Below are 25,569 nucleotides of genomic sequence, written 5' to 3' on the forward strand. Positions count from 1 at the left end.
CTTTTTTAAAAATATCAAAATCTATCACTTTAAATATAATATGATGATTTAATTTAAAATAAGTTTTAATACTTCTTGCACTTAATATATAACGAGAGTGTTAATGTCGTCTACTGATTTTTGTACAAAACGAATTTTATTTTAAATAAATAAAAAACCACTGACAATTACATCAGTGGTTGCTAGTATATATACTTTTGACTTCACTTATTTTTACTCGGCATCAGCTTTAATGGTAAACGTATCTTCCCATCTTCAATAACAGCTTTTTCCGTATCAGACTTGTCCAAGTCTGCTTTTAATAGCTCGATACGGTTATCGAACAACCAGCGCATTAAATACATCTCTGCCGCACTTCCTTTTATTTTAGTAGGAAGTGTGTAATACGTTCTCGGATTTTCATACTTGCGAATCAAGCCATCAATTTGCTCGCTATCCATTAAAAAGATGGTTTTCTCAACCTTTTTATCAGCTAACGATAAATTAATCATGACCTTAGCAAATGCAATCGGATAATATTTTTTGTACCAAGCTAATCTATATGCATTAATTACATAAGCAGCAGCATGAGCTAGAGGGTACAAGTATTTAACCTTTTTCATACTCTCGATAAGCCATCTCTCAACTTGATATTCATGTAAAACTTGTTCGTATGATTGCCATTCGATTAGATTTGTAGCTTTATTTTTCTCACTATGCAATTTTCCCTTCCGAATAAACTCTACTATTCTGTTACTCAACGATTCTTCAATACCATAGTGCATTAACAGCTTTTTAAAGTTTTCTCGGCTTGTAATCAGCTCACTAATCGCCTTACCCTCTTTTAGTAGCACCTCGGCATTATCGTCCCATAAGCCCTCTCCGTGTGTTAAACCACTAATAGCTATCAAGTCACTAAAATTCCGTGGCTGGACTTGCATTGTTACGTTGGTGGAATATCTTGTGTTAAATTCACTAATCATTTCCGTATGTCCTAACGCAAATTCCTGAATAACATTAGCATCATACATATTTATTGTAGCTACACTTACACCCGTTTCTTTTTCTAAGTAATACAACCTTGTGCTATCATCTTGGCTTAAAATATCAAATTTCAATATCGCATCTTCAAACGGTTTATACTCGGATTGCAATGTGATATTTTCAGCATCATAGCCATCTTTACTATTGGTAATGCCACTATAATAATTGACATCTAGCTCGGATGGAATGACTAACATCCCTCCTGGATGCTGACCGCTACTAAAAGCTACACCATTTAGAAAATCCAAAGTTTCTTGAAAAACCAAGCTATCAAAATCAAACGTCAATATTTCTACTAATTGCTCGTCATTATCCCCTTGTTTTAATTTCTCTATATAGAGAACGTTTCGGTTATCTTCATCAAAATGAATATAATCGGTTGGATGTAAATTGCCTTCCTCGTCCAATTCATAAAAATAACTGGCATCGTTCTCGTATCTATTCATTAAAGTTTCAACAGCAATATTTCCTTTAGCTTTGTGGTATTCCCAAATGATTTTTTTACTTTTACCTTCCGCAAGCTTACTAATCGTTCCAGCCCGAACGATGTTACCTTCACCAAACAGCCCCGTAATATAATCAATGATATGCTTTTGAACCTCACTACTGAAGTTTAAATCAACGTCAGGCGTCTTCTCGCCGTTATAACCCATAAAGCTACTCCAATGTATGTCAAAGCCATTCCCCTTTAATAAGCCACCACAAGCGCATTGTATGACGGGTAAATCTAAACCGCATAGAACCGTTTTAGCTTCGCAAAATTCAACTTCCCTACACGTTTCACATTGATAATGCGGCGGTAATGGATTGACCTCGCTTATGCCTAATACATAAGCTAATAACATGCTGCCTACACTGCCCCGACTACCTACCAAATAACCTTTTCTTTTACTTTCCTCTACTAATAAGTGACTACCGTAAAAAACGACCTCGTAGCCACCTTTAAAGACCATCTCTAGCTCCAATGCCAATCTTTCCTGTACGGCTTCATGGACATTTGCGCCGTATAACTCTACCAGCCTTCTATCTATCACCTGTTGCATTTTTTCCTTCTCATTGCCCTCTAGCATTCTTGGCTTGACTAACGGGTGTGTAGGCACTACCTCGAAAGACGAGAACCTATTTAAAAGCTGAATGGTATTTGTTGAAACAATTTCCCTACTTCTTTCCTCGCCTAAAAAATCAAATTCAAGTAGCAATTCTTTAGTGGTTTTATAATAGACATTATTTCTAGGTAGCTCCTTATTTTGAATATATGGATGGAATCTCCCTCCCTCTACTTTGAGTTTTAAGCCTTCAATGTTGATGTTTAACAAATCATCACCTTTCAACTCACCTTGAATAAACTTGCTATACAATTCTTTCTCCATATCGCTGAATGGTAGTCCATTTTGAATTTTATTATCGAAGTATTGGCGGATAATTGTTAGATTTTTATCCAAAAACACCTTTGCCCGATTATCAAACCACAGCATATCTATATATTTTTCTTCGTACTTATGAAGACACAAGACCTCTCCTAAGCTGATAACCGTTTTATTTTTCTTTTGGCATACATTATCAACAATTTTCATTAATTGCTTTAACGTTTCTACTGGTACATCTTCATAGTAGTGATTGCTATAAGGACTGTTGAAACCAATCACATCATAATGGTCTAAAACACTTTCGGTAAATTTTCCATTCAATAGATTCTCAAATATATCCTTACAATAAAAGCCATTACTCACGACCAAAATATTCTCTCTGTCGCCTTTAACATTCACATCGGCCCAGCTTAACACTCGATTCTCTGTATCGGTATTTACCTTACTACTTAACTGATTAAGGAATGTCATACCTTCCCTATTTAACGCATAGAGTGTGACCATTTGCGGAAACCTCGTATCTAGCTGGCTTTTTAATGGCTCATTACATTCCACCAATTTTTTATGATTAACTGACATTTCCTCTAGCAACTTATTAAATAATTTAAACGTAGACAAGCTATCGGAAATAGCTCTATGATGATTTTCAATTTTAATACCATATTTTTTCAACATACCCTTCAAGCTATAATTTTTACGCTTACTTTGCTTATGCAATACTTCTTCCTCAACATATTTACTTAAATACATGGTGTCAATTAATAGAAAATCATTCAACTTTTCATCAAGTTTATGCATTCTGCTTCTCACATTAATAAAATTTAAATCGAAATCTCTAGCGTTATGCCCGACCAGCACATACTCATCATCACTAATAAAATCATAAAACTGTTTTAATGCCGTTTCTTCGTCCTCACATTGCCCTACCATTTTATTGGTGATATTTGTGAGGTTACTGATTCTTTGGCTGATTTGATTTTTTGGCTTAATCAATTTGTTAAATTCCTTTACAACTTCACCGTTCTCAACCACTACTGCTCCTATTTCAATAATTTCATGAACAAATGGTAAAATACCTGTCGTTTCTATATCAAATACTAGATATTTAGTATTTCTCAAAAAGTTCTCACCGATAATCTCACTGTTTTTCTCATGCAATTTCTCATCGTTTACTAAATAATGCAGGTATCTATTTTGGCTGATTAAAAAATCGACACCGTAAAATAGCTTCATACTTTCGATATTCTCTACATTCCTTCGATTTGCTTCACTAGGATTGTTCTTATATTTGTCCACCATAACCCTTTTATATTGATTAAACTGCTGCTCAATCAAAGGAAACCCTCTCACCGTTCCTTTTTCTACAAAGCCTAGCCCCCGATAATTAAATCTATTGGTTAGTTCTATTGCTGCTGCCTCTTTGGTAATACTTTGCATTGTAGAATATTGGCTAATTACTTTAAATTCTACTCGTCCTATTTCATCGGTATCTAATCTACTCCCAACTTTTCCAGTAATATCTTCATATGCATCTATTTTTAATTGCATTGTAGGAGCGTTGGTGTTGCCTATACCGCAACTTGTTACATTAAAATTAGTGAATGTAACGTCTAGGCTCATTTCACCTTTTAACGCATAAAAATGACCTTTAACAAAATAACTTTTAATCATGTCTAGGCTCTCTTTACGATAGTCCCTATAATTCGCGAAAATAATACATTTTAAGTTACGAACACCGTCATTCAAGACAAAAATTATGTTCTCACCCTCGCCATTTTTCCATGTTTTGACCGTTAAATCGCCTATCATTTTTCCTTTAACGCTCACAAACTCATTCACTTGGACTAATTCATCTATATTTTTTTCTTTATAATATTTCTCCATCTTTTCATCCTCCTTGATTTTCCGAAAAATAAAACGAGTGAAGCACATACTCTCCACTCGCATGAACATATTTAATCAAACTTGATAAAATCAGTATAATTAATATCATCTGTTGCATTTACATTGGATTGTATGCGTTTCTCCTCTTCTACTTTTACTTCATTTTCTTGACGATTTTCTAAAATTTGATGTGCTTCATTTGGTGATGGCTCATCAACTTTCTCTATTTTTGTTACTTCATCATCAGGTTTCTTCATTTCCGCATTTCTTCTTTGGAATTTTTCTAATACGTATTCCCTTTCTTCTAGGCTATATAACCAAGCTACTTCACTTCTACCATTCTTTGTATAGACGGTGCTTACTACCTCTAAGTCCTTTAACCTCTCTGTTAGGAAGTCTTTTAATTCAGACTCCTTTACCGATAAATTATCAAAGTCAATATCAAGCAACGCGATTAAAGCCTCTAATTGTTCCTTACCCATATCATTTACGCCATCATTATCGTATACTAATACATTTTTTATCAATTTAAAGTTTCTATCTGTTAGTCGTAGTTCAAATTTCCACATTTCATATTGATTGTTGTTTTTATCTATCCTATCAGATTGATAATTGACATTTTCTATGAAAAAGTTATAAACACCATCCTTCAATATTTTCTCTTTTCTATTTTTTAAATTCTTCAATCCTTCTAAACTAATCATAAGACCATCCTTTCTTACCTCTTATACTTATATAGTAATACAAGAGGCACTACTGCATCCACTAAATTTTGTACAATTGAAATTAATATTTAAAAATAGAACTTAAACCTATCAAAGTTACAGAATTTACACTATTTAAAAGTTGTTATACAAATCGTATTTATTTCTAAGAAAGATTTTCATATAGCAAACAGCTCCTTAAAAGATGTAACTTTTGTAACCAGCGATTAATTAGCATATTGTGATATTGAAACAAAAAAGCAAATACAAAAGCCATGCGGTTATGTTCGCATGACTTTACTTATGTGTAATTACTGCCCATCAATCTTTAGTAGTTGCTGAAGGGATGAGAACCTCGAATAAATATGATTCTGCCTTCAATCCGAATTTCACCTTTTTCTCTTCTGTCGCTTCTTCTAATCTAAGGCGTTCAAGCGGTAATACGATACCGTCCTCCTTTAAATCGGCAACGATTCGATTCGCACTGACATTTACTTTATGTTCATTTTTTGCATTTCTCAACGCATAAAAACCGTCTTCTTCTTGACTAAACAAAATGTATAGCTTTGGCTCACTACCCTTTTTATCAATACCGAATTTAAAGAAGCTTAATTCCTTCTCATCTAAATAACTCTTTAAGAACTTCGATGTATATATTCTTAAAAGTTTATTTCCTTTATAATCCTGCTGCGATAATTTGATAAACTTGTACTTATTTGTGTCGCTGTTCCTTCTAGTATTGTCCTTATTGTTGTCTTTCCATATCATACTAAAACCTCCGTTCATTTAATTACCTACTATAATTATATACCGTAGAGAATAATTAAACAACGTAATTTAAAATAAGGATAACAAATTGAATTAATAATACTTTAATTTTAAGGATGACTAATTTCTAATTAATAGAAACGATTATTTACAGTTCTTTGTATCTCGCCAAAAAAAATAAAAACACGCTATCCCTGATTAAGTAGCGTGTCCAATCAATTTCTCAATACCTTGATTGACAATAGATGTCTTGTGCCTGCTTGAGTGAAGTATCATCGAACGTACGCCTAATACACCTTACAAGATGCTCCACGTCCTCCTCTGCAAGCCCTGCTTGTTCTAACCCCTTTAATCACGTAACCTAAGCATGATTGATTGCTCCATTCCTCCGCTTGCCACCTTAGCTTGTGAAATACCTTTTGTAAGTCTTTGCGTTGTACTGTAATCATAAGAGTATCAGGAAACATATCTAATTCTTCTTCTAGGTTCTGTAAAGACTGTCGCATGATTTTCAGCTCCTATATTTGTCATTGCTTGTTATTTTACTTTTCCAGTAGTTACTAGCCTAATCAGAAAGTTCGCCGTCCCCTCAAAGTCTTTGGCTGTATATGACTCTGCCTTATCCTCAAACTGTTGAAGCACGTCCATTCCAATCCGATACGTGAAAACGCTGTGCTGTTCTGGTGTCAATTCCTCGATACGCTGTAATAGTAAATCCATGTTTCTTTCCCCTTTTCTCAATAGATGCTCATGTGATATGGCTTGTAAAACGCTTTACCCCTTGATATTACAAGCTAAAACGGTGCATTGTAGCAACCATTCATTTTCTTGTCCTTCCAATGTTAGTTAATGGACTAGCCAAGATTGCCTTATCCTCTAATTGTGCGTGTGTCATTGATTGCAAGTACCTTTGCGTAGTTGAAACATCAGAATGTCCCAAAAGGCGTGATAAGGAATAGACATCTATGTTTCCGCTGTTGAGTGTTTGAACACTATAAAAATGCCTAAACATATGCGGATGAACATCTTTAATCCCCGTTCTTTCCCCTGCTTCTTTGACTATTTTCCAGACCGTCACATGAGAAAGCTCTCTATGTTGATAAGTTAAAAAGTAACTATCCGATTTTACTATCTTGTCTTTCAGATATTTTTCCTTCATACGCTCATATTTGATTAGTATCTTCTTCAATGTAGGTGAAATGAAAACGATTCTTTCTTTATTTCCTTTTCCATTAACAAGAATTGTTGTCTCTTTGACATTCTCTGATAATAAAGTTCTTATTTCCATTGCGCGCAATCCAGTATCAGCAAGCATCGCAATAACCGCTTTATTTCTGCACTCAATGTAGTTTTTATAAGAAAAGCAATCAATCATTTCTACAACTTCATCGGGTTCAAGCCCTCTTATAACTTTTCTTGGGACTTTAGGAATTTCAACCTTAGACATTGGGCTTTCTGTAAGATACTCTTCCACTACACACCAGTTAAAAAACGCTGAAATGATTTTAGACATCGAGACTATACTTTGTGGCTGTAACCCATCATTTTTCTTTGCCCTTAAATACGCCCGTAAATCATGAACTGTAACGCTTTCAATTTCTGTAATGCCACGTTTCACAATTAAAAACTTTTTCAATTGATTAAATTCTTGACGCTTGTTTATCATTGTCTTTTTTGTAAAGCCTTTTGCTAAACAATGATACAAATATTCTTCTAATAAATCATCCAATAACAACAAAAAACCACTCCTCCATTAAATTTCTAATGGTAAAGTGGTTAATCATTCTAATAGTAGACGGATAAAGCAAACGTAGAAAAAAATTCATGAGAAGGTTTAACCCTGTCACTACATTTCACTACTGCTTCCCCTTCAAAAACATTCACAAACTCAATCAAATGCTTACAAAGTCAATGATAAGGCTTATTTCTTCTTCGTGCTTTTCTCACTAGCTTTGTTCATTTGCGTCATCATTTGATTAATTTTCTTCTGTGATGGTTTTTGTCCCATTTGCATCATCATCATGCGTAACATATCTTCATTAATCGGCGGGTTATCTTTCAAATATTTCATCATATATTGACGTGCAATGAAAAATCCAAGGGCCACACCTGCTGCTAGCGCGACGATGATTAAAATAATTCCTAATGTCAAATTCATCCGCTATTACCTCCTTCGCTTTCATCATTCGAGTGTACTCCACCATGATGGATTATACAGCATAGCGGTAGTGAATGGCAATGGTCCTACTTAAAATATTCCTTTCCTGACATAGTGACCAAACAACAGAAATACCACAGACTTTGAATTTACGTCAAAAAAATACATCGAAATGAATTGAAAACTCGGAATCCAGAAAAAATGACGATAGCCATGCAAAAGAGACCTGCTAAACGATAGCAGATCCCTGTTGCACATCTCTATTTTAGTTCATAAAAATATATTCTCTTCTCTCATGCGAGAATCGGTATACTTGACTGGCTTTAGCCATCCCCACTCCCCTCGCCCATCCATCACAGCAAAGAAACGGTCGTCCGACCCAGATAAGGCAACGAACAAATCAAGGTCCAGCATACGCGAGCCATCGCAATACACATTCAGTGAATACGATGAACGCGAAATCAAGATAGATCCCTTTACAGGATGCGTCAGCTTATATTCCCCATCGTGGCATTCAATGGATGTAAATCCTTTTCCGAGGTTTGCCATAATCGCTTCATTTATTAATTCTTCTTCGAGCCTATCACATAAATAATCCACTTCTCGCATACAATCTCTTTGCTGTCCGTCTTCTTTCAAGAGGTCATATAATAGCCGTTCACGTCCAATGACGAATGGCTGGTACATCTCTTTCACCTTATAAATTCCGTATGATCGCAAGTTCGCCACCCCCTATTACTAAGGTACATCCTTTGGAATGAAAAGACTGTCACATTGCGGAATAGAACAACACTATTATTGTCGGAAAAGATAGATAAGTTAAAATGCCAAAAAAAAACGTTTCATTAGCCTATAATTTTATGGCTAATGAAACGTTTGATAATTAGTTATTAAATAACGATTTTACTTTCGCAACAACATTTTCCTCAGTAAAGCCGAATTCTTTAATAACTGTGTCGCCAGGCGCACTTGCACCGAATGTATCGATAGCAATGATAGCACCTTCGTCACCAACATATTTATGCCAGCCGAATGATACAGCCATTTCGATACCTAGGCGTTTTTTCACTGCTTTTGGTAGAACGCTCTGTTTGTAAGCTTCGTCTTGTTTCTCGAATAGGTCCCAAGAAGGCATAGAGACAACAGATACATCGATACCGTCTGCCGCTAATTTCGCTTGTGCAGCAACAGCTAATCCTACTTCAGAACCCGATGCAATCAAAATTGCATCCGCTTGTTCTTTCGTGGCAGGCGAAACTGTGTAGGCACCTTTTTTAACGCCTTCCATTGCCAGTTCAGCTGATTTCGCTAGTGTCGGCAAGTTTTGACGTGATAGAACAAGTGCAGTTGGTGTACTTTCTGATGATACAGCAATATTCCATGCAGCTGCTGTTTCGTTCGCATCCGCTGGGCGAATCACTGATAGACCTGGCATCGCACGAAGAGAAGCTAACTGCTCAACTGGCTCATGTGTCGGACCATCTTCTCCAACAGCTACACTGTCATGTGTGAATACGTATGTGACAGGAACACCCATAAGTGCTGACAGTCGGATTGCCGGGCGCACATAGTCACTGAATACGAAGAACGTACCACCGAATACATGTAAGCCACCGTGAAGAGCCATACCGTTTAGCGCTGTACCCATAGCAAATTCACGTACACCAAACCAAATATTGCGGCCAGAGTAATCCGTTGGAAGGAAATCGCCCGCTCCATTAATTGTTGTCTTATTAGAACCAGCAAGGTCTGCGCTTCCTCCAAAGAATGATGGCAGCATTTTTGCAATTGCATTGATAGCATCACCAGATGCAGAACGCGATGCATGTGATGTACCTGATTCATACGTCGGCAATGATTTTTCAAAGTCGGCTGGTAGTTTACGGTCAATTGCATCTTTCAACTGCTGCGCAAGCTCTGCGTGTTCTGCTTCATATTGTGTAAATAGTTCTGTCCATTGTTGTTCTTTTTGAGCACCAAGTGTTTCAGCTGCTTGTTGGAATGTCTCATAGACACCTTCTGGTACATGGAAATCTTCCTCAAATGTCCATTTGTAGTTTTCTTTTGTTAGTTTCGCTTCTTCCGAGCCAAGCGGCATACCATGTGCGTCTGATTTTCCAGCTCTGTTCGGTGAACCATAACCAATCACTGTTTTCACTTCGATAATTGTTGGACCACCTGTGTTACCTTTTGCCGCTTCAATCGCTTGTGAAACCTCAGCGACATCATTGCCGTCAGCTACGCGGATATAATTCCAACCGTATGATTCAAAACGCTTACGTGTATTTTCAGAGAATGACATGTCAAGATCGCCATCAAGTGAAATATCATTACTGTCGTAAAGGACAATCAATTTATCTAATTGTAAGTGTCCTGCAAGAGAAATAGCCTCTGCTGCAACACCTTCCATTAAATCGCCATCTCCACAAAGTGCATACGTATAATGGTCGACAACATCAAAGCTAGGTTTATTGTATGTAGCAGCAAGATGTTTTTCTGCCATCGCCACACCGACTGCCATTCCAATTCCTTGGCCTAGTGGTCCTGTAGTTGCTTCAACACCGACTGTATGGCGGTATTCAGGGTGACCAGGCGTCAATGAGCCCCATTGTCTGAAGTTTTTAAGCTCTTCCATTGGTAGACCATAGCCGCCAAGGTGAAGCAGGCTATATAGAAGCGCTGAACCATGCCCAGCAGAGAGGATAAACCGATCGCGGTTAAACCACTGCGGATTTGAAGGGTTATGGTGCATATGTTTTGTCCAAAGTGTGTAAGCCATTGGCGCTGCGCCCATCGGTAATCCTGGATGCCCCGAATTTGCTTTTTCAATCGCATCGATGGATAGTGTACGGATTGTATTAATAGCTAACTGATCAATCTGTTGAGTCATAATATACTTCCTTTCCCGTAAATCTATTTTTTCTACAACTCCTAGTTTAGACAATTTGCACAATGAATGCAAAGGTCAGTTTAAATATTTAGCATTGCGAGCTTGTTTCACCTTGTCTGGTGTCACATCATTGCCATCTGGATCAATCACTTTAACGTGTTCGATTGTACCGCGCATCGACGACCTAAAGGTTTCAAGGTATTCTTTACGAAGTAGCGTTTGTTCCTTCGCTTCTTCAAGTGTGAGGCCTGTTGTTTTCGACTTTTTCGAAAGTTCATTGATACGTTTAATTTTAGCTGCTGAAAGCATGTGTTTTCCTCCATTTTGTTTCGTGAATACATAGAACGTATACAAAATGGGCAGAAAGTGCAACCAATCAGCCTTCCTGCTCCTGTTCATATTCCTTATAGCGACGATGGACAGTCGCTTTACTAATATCATGTCCAAGCCCATTTAATACACCAGTGATTTCTTCATACGTCAAACCTTTTTCACGAAGTGCAACGATTTCGTCGATAGGCACTTCAATTCGTTCGCGCCCTTCTGCATTCCCTCTATTTTTCAAGTTCCGTTCAGGGCGGTAGCCTTCCCGTACTGCTCGTTTCATACCACGCCGAATTTTAGCATTATGTAGTTTACGTTGGTATTCCTCGACAATCGCTAAAATTTCAAGCAACATCGTATCCATTTCGTTCAGTGCAATCGGACCATGATCATTCCGCGAATAAATAGCTGTGTTTGTTTTCGCCAGTAAATGCAACACAGCCATCCGCGCATTGCCACGCCCAAGTCTCGTCTCATCTTGAATTAAAACTGCATCGACTTCTTCATCGCGGATGAAATCAAGTAAACTTAGCAAGCCCTCACGATCAATGTCAAAACCACTATGCTTATCCTTGAATACTTCTATAGGGTCTAGGGCCAGTTCTGCGGCCAATTCGATAAGCTCTTCTTCCTGCCGAACAAGCGACATTTCCTGTACATCTTTTTCTGTACTTACTCGACAATAAATCACACAATTTTTCTTACGTCCATTCACCGATTATCACCTGCAAGTTGCGTTATATTTTGACTGTCTTCCATTGTTCGTGCTGTAGGCAAAAGCAAATCCTCTCCTGTTTTTATTGTAACAGTTGCAAGTTCATTCAGTCTCATCACTTCTTTCATCCATTGCTCTTTAGGCATATTTTCTGCATGATGAAGTGCTAGACCCCAAAGTGTATCGCCTTCCATGATTGTAATTTCCGTTAGATTTTGCTCTTTTCCAGATTTAGTGACACCTATAATTGAAAATCCCATACATAAAACAATTAGCAGTAAAATATAGCTGTTATTTTTAATAAAAGTCATGATAATCCCCCTCCAGAATGTTTGTTCGGAATACTTGTTCTTAGTATAGAAAATAAAAAAACGAATGTCAACAGTTTTTTTAGAACCTGTGTTTGCCATTTGTTCCTAGGACTGATATACTTAACTTATTGAAATAACCCGACTGTCCGTGAATGGCTTTACAAGCTTCAGAGGATAGTAGAATACTAGTTGAGAGGTGAATGGAATGAAAAAAATTTCGAAGAGACAAGAAGACATTTTATCTTTTATTAAAGAAGAAGTTAAGAAAAAGGGATATCCGCCATCCGTGAGAGAAATTGGCGAAGCTGTTGGTTTAGCATCAAGCTCGACCGTTCACGGCCATCTCGCACGATTAGAAAGCAAAGGTTTCATTAGACGAGATCCAACGAAGCCAAGAGCTATCGAAGTGCTCGACCCAGAAGGATTGGAAGCGATGAAACCAGGTGTTATCAACGTTCCCCTAGTCGGTAAAGTAACGGCAGGCCTACCGATTACAGCGATTGAAAATATCGAGGAGTACTTCCCTTTACCAGAATCATTTGGGACAACTGAGGACAAGCTCTTCATGCTTGAAATTGTCGGCAATAGTATGGTTGAAGCCGGAATTCTAAACGGCGACCATGTCGTTGTTAAGCAACAACAAACGGCGAACAATGGAGAAATTGTTGTCGCTATGACAGAAGATGATGAGGCAACAGTGAAACGTTTCTTCAAGGAGAAAAATTATTTCCGACTTCAACCTGAAAACTCATCAATGGATCCCATCATCGTTGACAATGTTTCAATTTTAGGTAAAGTTGTCGGTGTGTATCGCTTAATTCACTAAATCTAATCATGCAAAAAGCTGTTCCCTTTGAATGGGGAACAGCTTTTTTTTGTTGATGGATGAATGATCCAGCTTCTATGGCTTGATTAACCCATCTTCCATTAACTTCTCGATAGAGGACAGCACCGCTGTCTTCACGTGCTCATACGTAAGTCCACCTTGCACATACGCAGTATATGGCGGTCTGATCGGGCCATCTGCTGTTAACTCAATGCTGGAGCCTTGAATGAAGGTCCCTGCAGCCATAATGACATCATCCGTGTAACCCGGCATATACGATGGTTCCGGTGCATAGTGCGCATTGATAGGCGAATTGGCTTGGATTGTTCGACAGAAGGCAATCATTTGGTCCGCATTTTCAAAGGATACCGATTGGATTAAGTCTGTTCTTTTTTCCGTATAATGAGGCGACGTCGTGAGTCCGAAATCTTCAAGCAGGGCCGCTGTAAATAGTGCTCCCTTTACCGCCTGGCTGACGACATGCGGCGCGAGGAAAAATCCTTGGTACATCTCAAGTAACGTATCCAACGATGCCCCAGCTTCCGCTCCAAGTCCTGGTGACGTCATACGGTACGCACATTGTTCAACAAGATTGGCACGACCTGCAATATAGCCACCTGTTCGTACAAGCCCACCGCCCGGGTTCTTAATCAGTGAGCCTGCCATTAAGTCGGCTCCTACTTCCATCGGCTCTTTAACCTCAACAAATTCCCCGTAGCAATTATCGACGAAAACAATAACATCAGGATTTATAGCCTTCACTTTGCAAACCATTTCACCAATCTCATCCACTAAGAAAGATGGGCGATCTGAATAGCCCTTCGATCGCTGAATCCCAATCATCTTCGTTTTACTATGCATATTTTTTACCACTTCATCAAAATTAACTGAACCGTCTTCATTCAAATCAATATGCTTATAGGTAATGCCATAATCTTGTAACGAGCCTGTGTCTTTCCCTTTACCAGATACGATAGATTCTAGCGTATCATACGGCTTCCCTGTAATATATAGCAGTTCATCACCAGGGCGAAGGATACCGAAAAGACTGATGGAAATGGCATGCGTACCAGAAATAATTTGATTGCGCACGAGGCAGTCTTCCGCTCCGAAAACATCAGCGTAAACTTGCTCTAACACATCACGACCACTATCATCGTAACCATAGCCTGTCGAGCCTGTTAGATGAAAATCACTCACCATATTTTTACGGAAGGCTGCAAGCACTTTCCGTTGATTGTAAAACGCTATTTTTTCTACATCTTTAAAAAACGGAGCTAGCTTGTCTTCTATCGCCTCCGCTTTTTCTAGCAGCAACTCATCCTGTTCATTCAACATCATTGTAATTCCTCATTCCTTAAAATAGTCACCCCATTATAATAGCAGTCCATCCGCTAAAGGACTAGTCATTGGATATCTGGTAGAATGCTATTATGAAAAACCCATTCATAAGAAAAGCGGAACGAGGAAAAACTCCTGTTCCGCTTTTCATTGTCACTCTTCGTCTTTCAAAATAACCGGTTTCGCTGGGACATAAGTAGAAATCGCATGTTTGTAAATCAATTGCTGCTTTCCGTCTGTTTCAAGTAAGACAGTATAATTATCATACGATTTAATAAGTCCTTTCAATTGAAATCCATTGAGTAAAAATACCGTTACAAATGTATTATTCTTTCGTAACGAGTTTAAAAATGTTTCTTGCATATTCCCCTGTGCCATACGCAGAATCCTCCTGTTGGTGTGCTTATATTTCTCCTGCTCCCTTTATCTTATTCGCTTTCCATACTCAAAATCCTTCATAATTGTCAAAATTCCCTTAACAATTTCCGCGGTCCCCACCCCTGCGTCAAACCAGTTCACTTCCAACTTATTGCGGAAGTAAGTCATTTGCCTTTTCGCATAATTACGTGTATTTTTCTTAATCAATTCAACAGCCTCATCTAGCAACAGCTTGTCTTCAATCGTTTGATGAAGTTCTTTATAGCCAATTGCTTGAACCGACTGCATATGTCGAATCCCTGCGTCCCATAGCATTTGGGCTTCCTCTAACAAACCTTTGTCCATCATGATGTCGACCCGTCTATCAATTCGTTCATATAGCACATCACGGTCCATCTCAAGACCTACCAAGAGATGATTATAAAGTGGTGCATGTCCCGCATTCTCTTCGTGGTCACCTTTAGTTTTGCCTGTCACTTCAATAATTTCAAGTGCGCGTACAAGTCGGCGATGATTATTAGGATGGATCTTTTCAGCACCCGCTGGATCGACAGACAATAGTTTCGCATAGAGTGCATCAGCACCTTGCTCCGCCAATTCCTGCTCCAATCGTTCCCTCACCGCAAGATCCGCCGCCTCTTCTGTGAAACGGAAATCATACAGCACGGATTGCACATATAAACCCGTTCCGCCTGCAATAATCGGCATCTTCCCACGGTCTTGAATATCCTTTATCCAGTAACGGACAGCTGTTTGATATTCCGCCACAGAAAAAGATTCATTCGGCTCTTTCACGTCGAATAAATGATGTGGCACACCGCCCATTTCTTCCACAGTAATTTTTGCAGTACCAATATCAAGCTCTCTATACACTTGCATCGCATCACCATTAATGACTTCCCCACCAATGGCTTTAGCAAGCTCTACGCTTAAAGCCGTTTTTCCTGATGCTGTCGGCCCAACGATAGCAATTACTTCCGGCATCCTATTCATCGCTTTTCTATCCAATTGGACACAGCTTTGAACACATGTTGGCGGTTGTTTTCATTGAGCATTTCGTGTCTGCCCCCTTCAAATAATAGGACTGTCACATCTTTCATGCCCGCGCGATCATAATGCTGTGCCGCATTCCAAACCCCTTTGCCATGATTACCTACTGGATCTTCAATCCCCGAAAATAGTAATATTGGCAAAGTTTTCGGGATATTATTAATTTCGTCGGCAGCGTGCACTTTTCCCACTCCTTCAAACAAATCCGCAAAAAAGCGAGTCGTCGGCACAAATCCACAGGCTGGATCCGCAAGATAGTGTGCGACAGCCTTGGGGTTGTTCGCTAGCCAGTCGAATGGTGTTTTAGGATCACGTACGGATTTATTAAACTCACCGAACAGCAGCTTATTGAGAAAATGATCCGGTTGATCAAAACCATTTTTTTTGCCGTGTAAATAGGCCGCAGCCTGACCTGCTAGGCGACTGAGGCCCGGATCTCCCCCCGTCCCAGAAAAGACCGCGAGATCTACTTGCTGACCATGTAACTGGACATATCTACGTGCTACAAACGACCCCATACTGTGGCCAAATAAAATGAAGCGCTTCGCCGGATACTGCAATCGTAAAGCTGTCACAATCTCATAGACATCTAGCACAACACGCTCAAAGCCGCCCACATCTGCAAAATGCCCTAACTGACCATTCAATTCAGCCGTCTTGCCATGCCCCCGATGATCATGCCCCGAGACGATATAGCCTTGTCCTGCAAGATACTGTGCAAACTCCTCGTATCTACCAATATGTTCGGCCATGCCATGGAGCAAATGGATATGTCCTTTTGGCTCACCATCCGGTTGTAAGATAAAAGCATGGACTAAAAAGCCATCTGTCATGTCCATTGTCAAATCCTTCATCACCATCCACCATCCTTTTGTTATTTACATGACGCGTTTGAACATCTTCTCGATTTCGTATGTCGTAAAATGAATGAGTACGGGTCGACCATGTGGACAGGTAAAAGGATTTTCGGATTCAGCTAAGTCATGCAATAGCCTTTCCATATCCGCGAGTGTTAAATGATGATTGGCCTTGATGGACCGTTTACAGCTCATCATAATCGCCGCTTCCTCACGTAGCTTACCGATATCCACCCTACGTTTTTCCAGCACTTGTTCAATCAGTTCCTCGATAATCTCTGTCTCTTGTCCTTCTGGAAACCAAGATGGATATTCTTTTACTGCATAAGAGGACGGACCGAATTCCTCTAGGAAAATGCCGACATCTTGTAACAATGTCTTGTTTTCCTCAATTTTCGTCTTATCGTTTGATGAATAATGAAACATCAATGGTAGTAATAGTAGCTGACGTTCCCCGTTGTCCGGCTCAGCCAACTTATCTCTGAAAAATTCATATTTTATCCGTTCTTGCGCAGCATGTTGGTCAATCATAAAAAAGCCATCTTCATTTTGCGCGACAATATACGTCCCGTGTACTTGGCCAACTGGAACAAGTGATGGAAAAGTTTTTTCCGGTTCACTCGACAGTTCTTCTGGAGCAATTGGCGCTTCATTGACCGTCCAGGCTGGTTGTGGTGGCTGTTCACTGACCTCAGCATCCACCTGCTCATAAGGCTGATAGATAGGTTCTGGTTCGCTAACAGTTGGTCTTTCAGGAACTGGAGATGATTTGATAGTATTGAATGACTCCCATATATTCACTTGCTCTGATTGGATTTTCTTGACCGGTTCTTTTTTGATTGCATCCGGTACGATAATACTTTTCTTAATAGCTGCACGTATCGCGTCTTTCATCAGCGTCAGCAGCTCACCTTCCTTACTCATACGAATATGCTGTTTGGAAGGGTGAACGTTGACATCTGTTAAAAAAGGATCGCCCTCGACATTAATAACGGCAACTGGTGAGCGTCCGATTGGCAAATACGTGTGAAATGCATCTTGCACAGTATGATTAACCGCGTTACTTTTCACCCATCTACCATTGACGATTAACGTCATATAGTTTTTCGATGCACGGGTCATTTCAGGCAGCGTAACATAACCGTGCACACTGTAATCGGCATTGGCGCCTGAGAAAGGCACCATCTTCTTGGCAACTGCTATGCCGTATATATCTGACAGCACACGTCGTTGGTCACCACTGCCGGAAGTCTGAAGCAGCATCTGGCTATGATGCGACAGTTTGAAGGCAATGTTCGGATGACTGAGTGCAAGCCTATTGACAAGGTCAATCGTATGGCCCAGCTCCGTTTGAATCGTCTTCATATATTTTAAACGAGCAGGTGTATTGAAAAATAGTTGAGACACTGTCATATCCGTTCCTTTGCGGAAGGCCGCATTGTCATGCTTCGTCAAACGGCCACCGTCAATATGGACTTCCGTACCCGAAGTTTCCCCGTCCGATGTCCACATGCTAATTTTGGACACAGAGGCAATACTGGCAAGTGCCTCTCCGCGAAAACCGAGTGTCCGAATGCGAAACAAATCGTGTTCATTCGTAATTTTACTCGTGGCATGGCGCTCGAATGCTTGGACAGCATCAAGACGCGTCATCCCTTTACCATTATCCGTCACGCGGATTGACGTAAGACCTGCCTCTTCCAGTGCAATTTCAATGACTGTACTGTCTGCATCAATTGCATTTTCAACAAGTTCTTTGACGATGGAGGCTGGACGTTCAACGACTTCACCTGCGGCAATTTTATTCGATAACGTATCGTCCATCACTTTGATGATGTCCATCCTTCTCACCCTTTCTATCAATTACGCCTTGGCGTAATTAGGTTGCCTTCTAATCTCCAATAAAAATCCATGACATCCGCCGGAGGCTTCATCTGAATTCAACAGCGTTGAACTACTACTGAATGAAATTCCCTTACATTCATCTCATCACTTATTGATACGGGGTCTTCCGCTGGATTCAGATGAACTAAGCTTTTCTTTCATTTCATAAATATATTGGAAGGCTTGCAATGGCGTCATATTTAAGACATCATAGCTCGCTAATGTATCAAGTACTTGCTGCTCCTCTGTGGACCTGATAGGCAGTTCTTCTTTTTGTAAATCAAAGAATGTCAGCTGCTCTGGCTCATCAGCTATCGGCACCAGTTGCTCTGTACTTTCAAATGTAGCTAATAGGTTTTTTGCCCGTTCCAGAAGTGGTGCTGGAAGACCTGCAAGCTCCGCCACGTAAATCCCGTAGCTCTTATCTGCTGGTCCCGCCATCACTTTATGAAGGAACACCACTTTGCCATCCTGCTCCATTGCCGCAACATGGACATTTTCCAATCTAGATAGCTCTTTATCCAAATTGGTCAATTCATGATAATGTGTGGAGAACAGCGTATTGGCCCCAATTTCATGATGAATATATTCCATCATCGCTTGCGCAAGCGCCATGCCGTCATAGGTTGACGTCCCTCGCCCGATTTCATCGAATAATAACAGGCTTTTCTCCGTTGCATTAGCGATGGCATGTTGCGACTCCATCATTTCCATCATGAACGTACTCTGACCAGAAGCAAGGTCATCTGCTGCCCCAATACGAGTGAAAATCTGGTCAGTAACAGGCAGATATGCATACTCACAGGGAACGTAGCAGCCGATTTGGGCCATGACAACCGTGAGTGCGACTTGTCGCATATACGTACTTTTACCGGACATATTAGGCCCTGTGATGAGTAGCATATTGGCTTGCTCCGCCAATTTACAGCTATTCGGCACATAGAGTGAATGATCCATCATCTTTTCAACGACAGGATGACGGCCATTTTTAATTTCTAAGGCGATGCCTTCTTGGAATACCGGCTTGACATAGTTCCGTTTTTCCGACACAGCTGCGAATGAAAGAAGGACATCCAATTCACTCAAAACACTCGCAAGATGCTGGATTTTTCGAATATGCGTTTTCATATTATCTCGAACAGTACTGAATAGACGATATTCAAGCTCCTGCCCTTCCGCTTCCGCATTGAGGATAAGATCTTCCTTGTCCTTCAATTCAGGAGTTATGTAACGCTCCGCATTGGCCAGCGTCTGCTTGCGCTCATAACGCTCTAAGTCAGCAAGATGGATATTGGATTTCGTAATTTCAATAAAGTAGCCGAAGATGCGATTATAACCTATTTTCAATGTTTTAATGCCTGTTCGTTCGCGCTCCTCGCGTTCCAGTTCTGCTAGCCATGCCTTACCATTTTTTGAGGCATCGCGGTATTGGTCGAGTTTTGCGTCATAACCATCCTTAATGACGCCACCTTCTTTAACGGATAACGGTGGATCTTCAGCAATGGAGGCTTCAAGCATTGTTAAAGCTACCTCGCAGACATCAATGCGCTGTGCAAAGTTATTCAATAACGGCCGCTGAGCTTCCTGTAGTAATCGTTTAACCTCCGGAACACGACGTAGGGAATTGCGTAATTGTGCCAAATCCCGTCCACTTGCACTCCCCATCGAAATTCGTCCGGCTAGTCGCTCTAAATCATAAACTTCCTTCAAATTCGTCTTCAGCTCATCACTTAAGAAAAACTCTTCCATCAGCTCTGACACGGTTTCGAGTCGATTGTCAATCATCGTCTGGTCGGCAAGTGGCTGGTGAATCCACATTTTCAGTTTGCGTGCCCCCATCGCTGTCACGGTTTCATCCAACAGCCAATACAATGTACCTTCTTTACTGCCGTTGCGAATCGATTGAACCAACTCCAGATTGCGCATAGAATTAGCATCGATAGATAGCTTCGCCTGCTTTTGGATAAATTCAAACGGCCGGATATGATCGAGTGCTGTTTTTTGCGTCCGTTTAATATAGGACACGAGCATACTACATGCCTCTGTTACTGCCGCCGGAATATTGCCAAACAACCCCGCTGTTTCAATACGCTCTTCGCCATGTTCAATAGATAACACGATACTACGTTTTGCCATACTATCACTAAGTGCGATATGGAGCCTTTCACCGACAACGATTTCCCTCATGCCAAGCGCTTCGATTTCAGCGATTAACGACCGTTCGTCTCCTTCCACACGTTCGACTTTCCCTTCACCCGTCGCTAGGTCAAGATAGGCGAGTGCATAGTGGTCGCCCTCCAGGCTGTCCACAGCACCGATGAAATGATTCGTGTTGGCATCAATCGTTTTGCCTTCCGTCATGGTACCCGGTGTAATAATTCGAACGACTTCTCGTTTAACGATGCCAACCGCCGTTTTCGGATCTTCTGTTTGTTCACAAATCGCCACTTTATGCCCTTTGCGGACTAGTGTTTCGATATAGCCAGCTGCTGAATGATACGGCACGCCGCACATCGGAATTCGTTCACGCCCCCCCGAGGCATCACGGCTGGTCAATGTTATTTCAAGAATTTGTGATGCCTCTGTCGCATCCGTAAAAAATAGTTCATAAAAGTCGCCCAGCCTGAAAAATAAAAATGCGTCCTCATGCTGTGCCTTCACTTGTAAATATTGCTGAATCATTGGTGTATGTGTTGTCATTCGATACCCTCACTACAGTTACTTTTTTTATCATTATACCAGTACTCAATGGTAATCTGTTGAATAAATCTACAAAATAAGAAAAACCACCTGTTACTCATTCTGTAAAAAACTGAGCTGGGGTGACTTGAATTTATTGGCGCTTGAAACCTAGTTATTAGCGTTCACCTATCGTTTATTGGCGACCGAAGACCATTTATTGGCGTTCAGAACCTAGTTATTGGCGCTTACCAGCAATTTATCGGCGAATCAGGACTTTACTCCCTCCGCTTAGACGAAAAAAAAGCCGGTAAAACTTGCCGGCTCTCAAAATGATGGTGCATCTTTTCCTCTTGGATGATCGTGTCCAGGTCCTGGCCTGCCTTCTTGCCTAGACTCTTCCCTATTTTCTTGTCGTTTGCCATGATTGTGATGATGTCCATGTTCCTGGTTAAGTGATGATGATTCCTCGCGAAATGACCATTCTTCCTCAAAGTTATTTTCATGGACGAGAACACAAAGTTTTGTTTCACCAATCACATCCACAATCAGTTCACGTTCAACCGTAATGATAAATTTCTCTCCACATTCTGAAATAATTGCTTCTGTACAATTCGGATGCTGGACCACATTTACAATGATTTCCTCTTTGCCAGACGTTGGCTCATCCCGATAATGTAAACGAATCCGCTCTTTGTACGTCACACACTCTGTGAAGACAGACGTTTTTGAATGATCTTGATGAGAATACCATACGTTGACATCAAATTTACCTGTCACCTCAACAAATTTACCAACCTTTTTCGCCTGATGCGTATGGTTGATGACCCAGCAGCCCAGTATACTCGTTGGGCAATTCGGCGGCTTTAACGTCACTTTCATCTCAGTCCGCTGCTTCCCCTTAGCAATAACAGTCCTCGCTACAATCTGACGTAAATTTTTCAGCTCGACTCCTCCTCCATTCGCTTCAATCCATTCTATGCAACAAAAGCCCAGAGAGTGAAAAAAATCGGCAGGAAATTTTCCCTGCCGACCTCTTATAGTTTGTCGTATGTTGTGTTTTTGATGTAAGAGCCAGTTTCTCCGCGTGTTACGTCGCCGCCTGTTGAGCGCATAATTTCATCTGTCACACCGTTAGCAATCGCATTCGATACAAGTTGTAGCAAATCATTGACGTCCATTTGTGATTGCTTAAATTGTTGGACAATCGGAACTTCATCAATTTCAGCTTGAATTTTATCGATTTTATCTTCAACTAAATTCTGTGCTTTATCTTTTCCATATTGTTGAAAGTTAACAGCTTGTTTTTGTAATGTTTTCAAACTCGCGATATTTTCACGAATTTTTTGGTTTTCATTAATTTGAGCTTCTGCACGCTTGAAAAACTCGACCTCTTCTGTATTCGCAATCATCATAGCAATTTCATTCGCTTTTGCGACAATCTCATCTTTTGTATATAACTTTTCCATTAACTCATCACCTTATCCTTTTCTACAACGCCTATAAATTCACCGTCGAGTGACCATGTTTTGGCCTCTATTATTTTAACATTTACTAATTTCCCGATAACGGATTGTGGTGCTTTAAAATTGACCAATTTATTTTTCGCCGTATAGCCCGCAAGTACTTCAGAATTCTTCTTACTTTCCCCTTCGACGAGCACTTCAACGATTTGATTTTTGTAAAGCTTCATCGCTTCTGCTGACCCATCATTGACAAGCTTATTCAGTCGCTGCAATCGTTCTTTTTTCACGTCCATCGGCACATTATCCACCATATTGGCGGCCGGCGTACCTTCACGTGGTGAATAAATATACGTATAAGCAATATCAAAGCCGACTTCTTCATACAATGACATCGTCTCTTCAAACTGCTCGTCCGTTTCATTCGGGAAGCCTACAATAATATCCGTCGTTAATGTTACACTTGGAATCGCTTGTTTTATTTTACGGACCAGTTCGAGATAATGCTCGCGCGTATACTTTCTAGACATAATTTTTAAAATATCACTTGAACCTGATTGAACAGGTAGATGAATATGATCGACCAGATTGCCACCTTTGGCAAGTACTTCAATTAAATGGTCATCGAAGTCACGCGGATGACTCGTTGTAAAACGGATTCTCGCAATATCAATTTTCCGCAAATCATCCATCAAATTACCAAATCTGTAGTCTACATCCTCAAAATCCTTACCATACGCATTGACGTTTTGGCCCAACACTGTGATTTCTCGATAGCCCTGTGCCGCCAATTGACGTACTTCTTGGATAATATCCTCTGGTCGTCTACTCCGTTCCTTGCCACGCGTGTATGGGACAATACAATATGTACAAAACTTATCGCAGCCGTACATAATATTGACCCATGCCTTAATATTACCGTGTCGTACCTTCGGAAGGTTTTCAATGATATCCCCTTCTTTAGACCACACTTCGATAACCATTTCTTTTGAAAGGTAGGCTTCATGTAAAATATGAGGTAGCCTATGGATATTATGTGTACCGAAAATCATATCCACTTGATCGTAAGTCTTCAGGATTTTATTAACCACAGATTCTTCTTGCGACATACAACCGCATACTCCAATGAGCACATCCGGATTTCGTCGCTTCAACGATTTCAGATGCCCCAACTCTCCAAACACTTTGTTCTCCGCGTTTTCACGAATCGCACAAGTATTAAGTAAAATAACATTGGCATCTTCGACAGTATCGGTTATTTCATAGCCTAGACCCGTAAAAATACCTGCCATCACTTCTGTATCATGTTCGTTCATCTGACAGCCGTATGTACGTATATAAAATTTCCGACCGTTCCCCATATCACGGAAGCGTTCGTCTATATGGAAATCATCATGATAGGCAATTTCTTCTTTCCCCCGCTTTTTCGCGTCCTTCAATGAAGGCGGTGTATAGACTGTTTGGAAATATTGACTATAATCCTTTTCTACTGCTTCTGTCGATTTTACAAGTCCTGCGTGTAAACGCTGTTCCTCATTCATAAAAAAGTCCCCTTTCCTACGATCTCTTATCCCGCCACTTATGGAAGTGTAGGACTTCTGCTTAATTCAGATAAACATATGCGCTTTCATTATACTGAATTGTAGAGTGCCTGTACAAGTCGAGAGCCCTTTGTCGGTTGTTTGTCACAGTTACAAAAGTTTTTTTCGTTATTAAAAGACCACGGAAATTGATGCTACCGTGGTCTTCACTTATCTAATGTAACGAATTAGCGTATTCGTTTTTCAACAAGTAATTTCAATGCTGTACGTCCCTCACCGTTAATCTCAATATCAGTAAAGGCGGGTGCACAGATGAGATCCCCACCACTTGGAGCTACAAATCCACGCGCGATTGCAATTGCTTTTACCGCCTGATTCAATGCACCTGCACCTACCGCCTGCATTTCTGCATAACCTTGATCCCGGATAACTGCGACAAGTGCTCCTGCAACAGAATTTGGATTCGAGCGAGATGATACCTTCAATGGATTCACCATTATTCCTCCTTATTTTCCGATGTCTATGGAATCGATATCTCCATACACTATCCTATGAATCGGAGGCGATGTTTAGACGCGAATCATCCTTTGAGCGGACGGTCTTCATTAATACTAACTCGCTCGACTTTTAATGCTTTCCCGCTTTGATCATCTAATTCTACAAAAAGACCATTTAACTGTGTACGTCCATTTTTTGGAACTTCGAAACGGACAGGTAAATTCGTTCGGAAACGGTAAATGACATCTTCTTTTTTCATCCCCAAAATCTCATCATATGGGCCTGTCATGCCTGCATCCGTCAAATAGGCTGTTCCTCCGGGCAAGATACGGTCATCCGCTGTTTGGACATGCGTATGCGTTCCTACAACGACAGAGGCCTTACCGTCTAGATGCCAGCCCATCGCAATTTTCTCACTTGTCGCTTCCGCATGGAAATCGACAAAAACCAGTGGTGAAATTTCTTTCGCTTCCGCCACTAACTCATCGGCCTTTTCAAACGGATCCCCATGCGGAGGTAAAAATGTACGTCCATGTAAATTAATAATCGATAATGTCACACCATTGCGTGAAATTGTCGTCATCCCTCTGCCAGGCGCTTCATCCGAAAAGTTCGCAGGGCGAATAAGGTAATCCGTGTCGTCGATAAAATCATAAATTTCCTTCTGATCCCACGTATGGTTGCCCATTGTTACAACATCTACGCCAGCACGTAGTAAATCATCGAAAATAGCCTTCGTAATCCCTCGACCTGACGCTGCATTTTCACCATTTGCAATGATAACATCGGGGCTAAATTTCCGTTTCAATCGTGGTAAATAATCAAACAACATATCCCGTCCTGGTGAACCTACAATATCACCTATGAATAATACTTTCATGTACAATTCTCTCCCAATAAAAAAGAGA

Annotated in this window: 23 protein-coding genes; 1 reads left to right on the forward strand and 22 read right to left on the reverse strand. The window is 40.4% G+C overall.

Going from position 1 to position 25,569, the window contains the following annotated elements; translation table 11 throughout:
• Window positions 1–203 precede the first annotated feature (203 nt).
• The 11 genes from N1I80_RS15720 to yneA all read right to left on the reverse strand — a co-directional run bounded on the left by N1I80_RS15720 (window position 204) and on the right by yneA (window position 12,144).
• Window positions 204–4,274 (reverse strand): exonuclease domain-containing protein, encoded by a 4,071-nt coding sequence (locus N1I80_RS15720; RefSeq protein ID WP_340738792.1) that lies wholly within the window; start codon window positions 4,272–4,274, stop codon window positions 204–206.
• A gap of 71 nt (window positions 4,275–4,345) precedes the next feature.
• Entirely contained in the window at window positions 4,346–4,978 is a 633-nt protein-coding gene (locus N1I80_RS15725) for a hypothetical protein (RefSeq protein WP_340738793.1), read from the reverse strand.
• 321 nt (window positions 4,979–5,299) lie between these two features.
• Window positions 5,300–5,746 carry a hypothetical protein gene (locus N1I80_RS15730; protein WP_340738794.1) on the reverse strand — a complete coding sequence of 149 codons (447 nt, stop codon included), beginning with the start codon at window positions 5,744–5,746 and terminating at the stop codon, window positions 5,300–5,302.
• A 537-nt stretch (window positions 5,747–6,283) separates the two neighbouring features.
• Window positions 6,284–6,466 carry a hypothetical protein gene (locus tag N1I80_RS15735; RefSeq protein WP_340738795.1) on the reverse strand — a complete coding sequence of 61 codons (183 nt, stop codon included), beginning with the start codon at window positions 6,464–6,466 and terminating at the stop codon, window positions 6,284–6,286.
• Window positions 6,467–6,566: 100 nt separating this feature from the next.
• Window positions 6,567–7,484 (reverse strand): tyrosine-type recombinase/integrase, encoded by a 918-nt coding sequence (locus N1I80_RS15740; protein WP_340738796.1) that lies wholly within the window; start codon window positions 7,482–7,484, stop codon window positions 6,567–6,569.
• Between the two features lie 183 nt (window positions 7,485–7,667).
• On the reverse strand, window positions 7,668–7,904 hold the full coding sequence (locus N1I80_RS15745; RefSeq protein ID WP_340738797.1) for a YneF family protein: 237 nt from the start codon (window positions 7,902–7,904) through the stop codon (window positions 7,668–7,670).
• Between the two features lie 270 nt (window positions 7,905–8,174).
• Window positions 8,175–8,624, reverse strand: coding sequence for a sporulation inhibitor of replication protein SirA (gene sirA, locus N1I80_RS15750; protein ID WP_340738798.1), 450 nt, complete (start codon window positions 8,622–8,624; stop codon window positions 8,175–8,177).
• Window positions 8,625–8,787: 163 nt separating this feature from the next.
• Window positions 8,788–10,794 (reverse strand): transketolase, encoded by a 2,007-nt coding sequence (gene tkt / locus N1I80_RS15755; RefSeq protein ID WP_340738799.1) that lies wholly within the window; start codon window positions 10,792–10,794, stop codon window positions 8,788–8,790.
• Between the two features lie 75 nt (window positions 10,795–10,869).
• Window positions 10,870–11,103, reverse strand: coding sequence for a DUF896 domain-containing protein (locus tag N1I80_RS15760; RefSeq protein WP_340738800.1), 234 nt, complete (start codon window positions 11,101–11,103; stop codon window positions 10,870–10,872).
• Window positions 11,104–11,170: 67 nt separating this feature from the next.
• Window positions 11,171–11,833, reverse strand: a complete 663-nt coding sequence (locus N1I80_RS15765) for a YneB family resolvase-like protein (RefSeq protein WP_340738801.1) — start codon at window positions 11,831–11,833, stop codon at window positions 11,171–11,173.
• Window positions 11,830–12,144: a cell division suppressor protein YneA gene (gene yneA / locus N1I80_RS15770; protein ID WP_340738802.1), complete on the reverse strand. Its 315-nt coding sequence runs from the start codon at window positions 12,142–12,144 to the stop codon at window positions 11,830–11,832. The genes N1I80_RS15765 and yneA overlap by 4 nt, the downstream gene beginning before the upstream one ends.
• A 205-nt stretch (window positions 12,145–12,349) precedes the next feature.
• Between yneA and lexA the strand changes: the two genes are divergently transcribed.
• A complete protein-coding gene (lexA, locus tag N1I80_RS15775; RefSeq protein ID WP_340738803.1) occupies window positions 12,350–12,970 on the forward strand; it encodes a transcriptional repressor LexA in 621 nt (206 codons plus the stop codon).
• A gap of 75 nt (window positions 12,971–13,045) precedes the next feature.
• On the opposite strand, the gene N1I80_RS15780 is transcribed toward lexA, so the two are convergent.
• From N1I80_RS15780 to N1I80_RS15830, 11 genes are all read right to left on the reverse strand, one after another.
• Window positions 13,046–14,311: a methionine gamma-lyase family protein gene (locus N1I80_RS15780; RefSeq protein WP_340738804.1), complete on the reverse strand. Its 1,266-nt coding sequence runs from the start codon at window positions 14,309–14,311 to the stop codon at window positions 13,046–13,048.
• A gap of 153 nt (window positions 14,312–14,464) precedes the next feature.
• A complete protein-coding gene (hfq, locus tag N1I80_RS15785) occupies window positions 14,465–14,689 on the reverse strand; it encodes an RNA chaperone Hfq (protein WP_340738805.1) in 225 nt (74 codons plus the stop codon).
• Window positions 14,690–14,734: 45 nt separating this feature from the next.
• Window positions 14,735–15,682 (reverse strand): tRNA (adenosine(37)-N6)-dimethylallyltransferase MiaA, encoded by a 948-nt coding sequence (gene miaA, locus N1I80_RS15790; RefSeq protein WP_340738806.1) that lies wholly within the window; start codon window positions 15,680–15,682, stop codon window positions 14,735–14,737.
• Window positions 15,679–16,593 carry an alpha/beta hydrolase gene (locus N1I80_RS15795; protein WP_340740065.1) on the reverse strand — a complete coding sequence of 305 codons (915 nt, stop codon included), beginning with the start codon at window positions 16,591–16,593 and terminating at the stop codon, window positions 15,679–15,681. Before N1I80_RS15795 ends, miaA begins: the two co-directional genes overlap by 4 nt.
• 24 nt (window positions 16,594–16,617) lie before the next feature.
• The gene (gene mutL / locus N1I80_RS15800; RefSeq protein ID WP_340738807.1) at window positions 16,618–18,438 is read right to left on the reverse strand and encodes a DNA mismatch repair endonuclease MutL; all 1,821 of its coding nucleotides are present in this window, start codon (window positions 18,436–18,438) and stop codon (window positions 16,618–16,620) included.
• Between the two features lie 147 nt (window positions 18,439–18,585).
• A complete protein-coding gene (mutS, locus tag N1I80_RS15805; RefSeq protein ID WP_340738808.1) occupies window positions 18,586–21,180 on the reverse strand; it encodes a DNA mismatch repair protein MutS in 2,595 nt (864 codons plus the stop codon).
• A gap of 306 nt (window positions 21,181–21,486) precedes the next feature.
• Window positions 21,487–22,041: an outer spore coat protein CotE gene (gene cotE / locus N1I80_RS15810; RefSeq protein WP_340738809.1), complete on the reverse strand. Its 555-nt coding sequence runs from the start codon at window positions 22,039–22,041 to the stop codon at window positions 21,487–21,489.
• A gap of 155 nt (window positions 22,042–22,196) precedes the next feature.
• Window positions 22,197–22,628 (reverse strand): RicAFT regulatory complex protein RicA family protein, encoded by a 432-nt coding sequence (locus tag N1I80_RS15815; RefSeq protein ID WP_340738810.1) that lies wholly within the window; start codon window positions 22,626–22,628, stop codon window positions 22,197–22,199.
• Entirely contained in the window at window positions 22,628–24,163 is a 1,536-nt protein-coding gene (gene miaB / locus N1I80_RS15820; protein ID WP_340738811.1) for a tRNA (N6-isopentenyl adenosine(37)-C2)-methylthiotransferase MiaB, read from the reverse strand. Before miaB ends, N1I80_RS15815 begins: the two co-directional genes overlap by 1 nt.
• Before the next feature lie 227 nt (window positions 24,164–24,390).
• Entirely contained in the window at window positions 24,391–24,657 is a 267-nt protein-coding gene (locus N1I80_RS15825; RefSeq protein WP_340738812.1) for a stage V sporulation protein S, read from the reverse strand.
• An 86-nt stretch (window positions 24,658–24,743) separates the two neighbouring features.
• Window positions 24,744–25,541 (reverse strand): TIGR00282 family metallophosphoesterase, encoded by a 798-nt coding sequence (locus N1I80_RS15830; RefSeq protein ID WP_340738813.1) that lies wholly within the window; start codon window positions 25,539–25,541, stop codon window positions 24,744–24,746.
• Window positions 25,542–25,569 lie beyond the last annotated feature (28 nt).

The organism is Sporosarcina sp. FSL K6-3457, from assembly GCF_038007285.1.
GTDB lineage: Bacteria > Bacillota > Bacilli > Bacillales_A > Planococcaceae > Sporosarcina.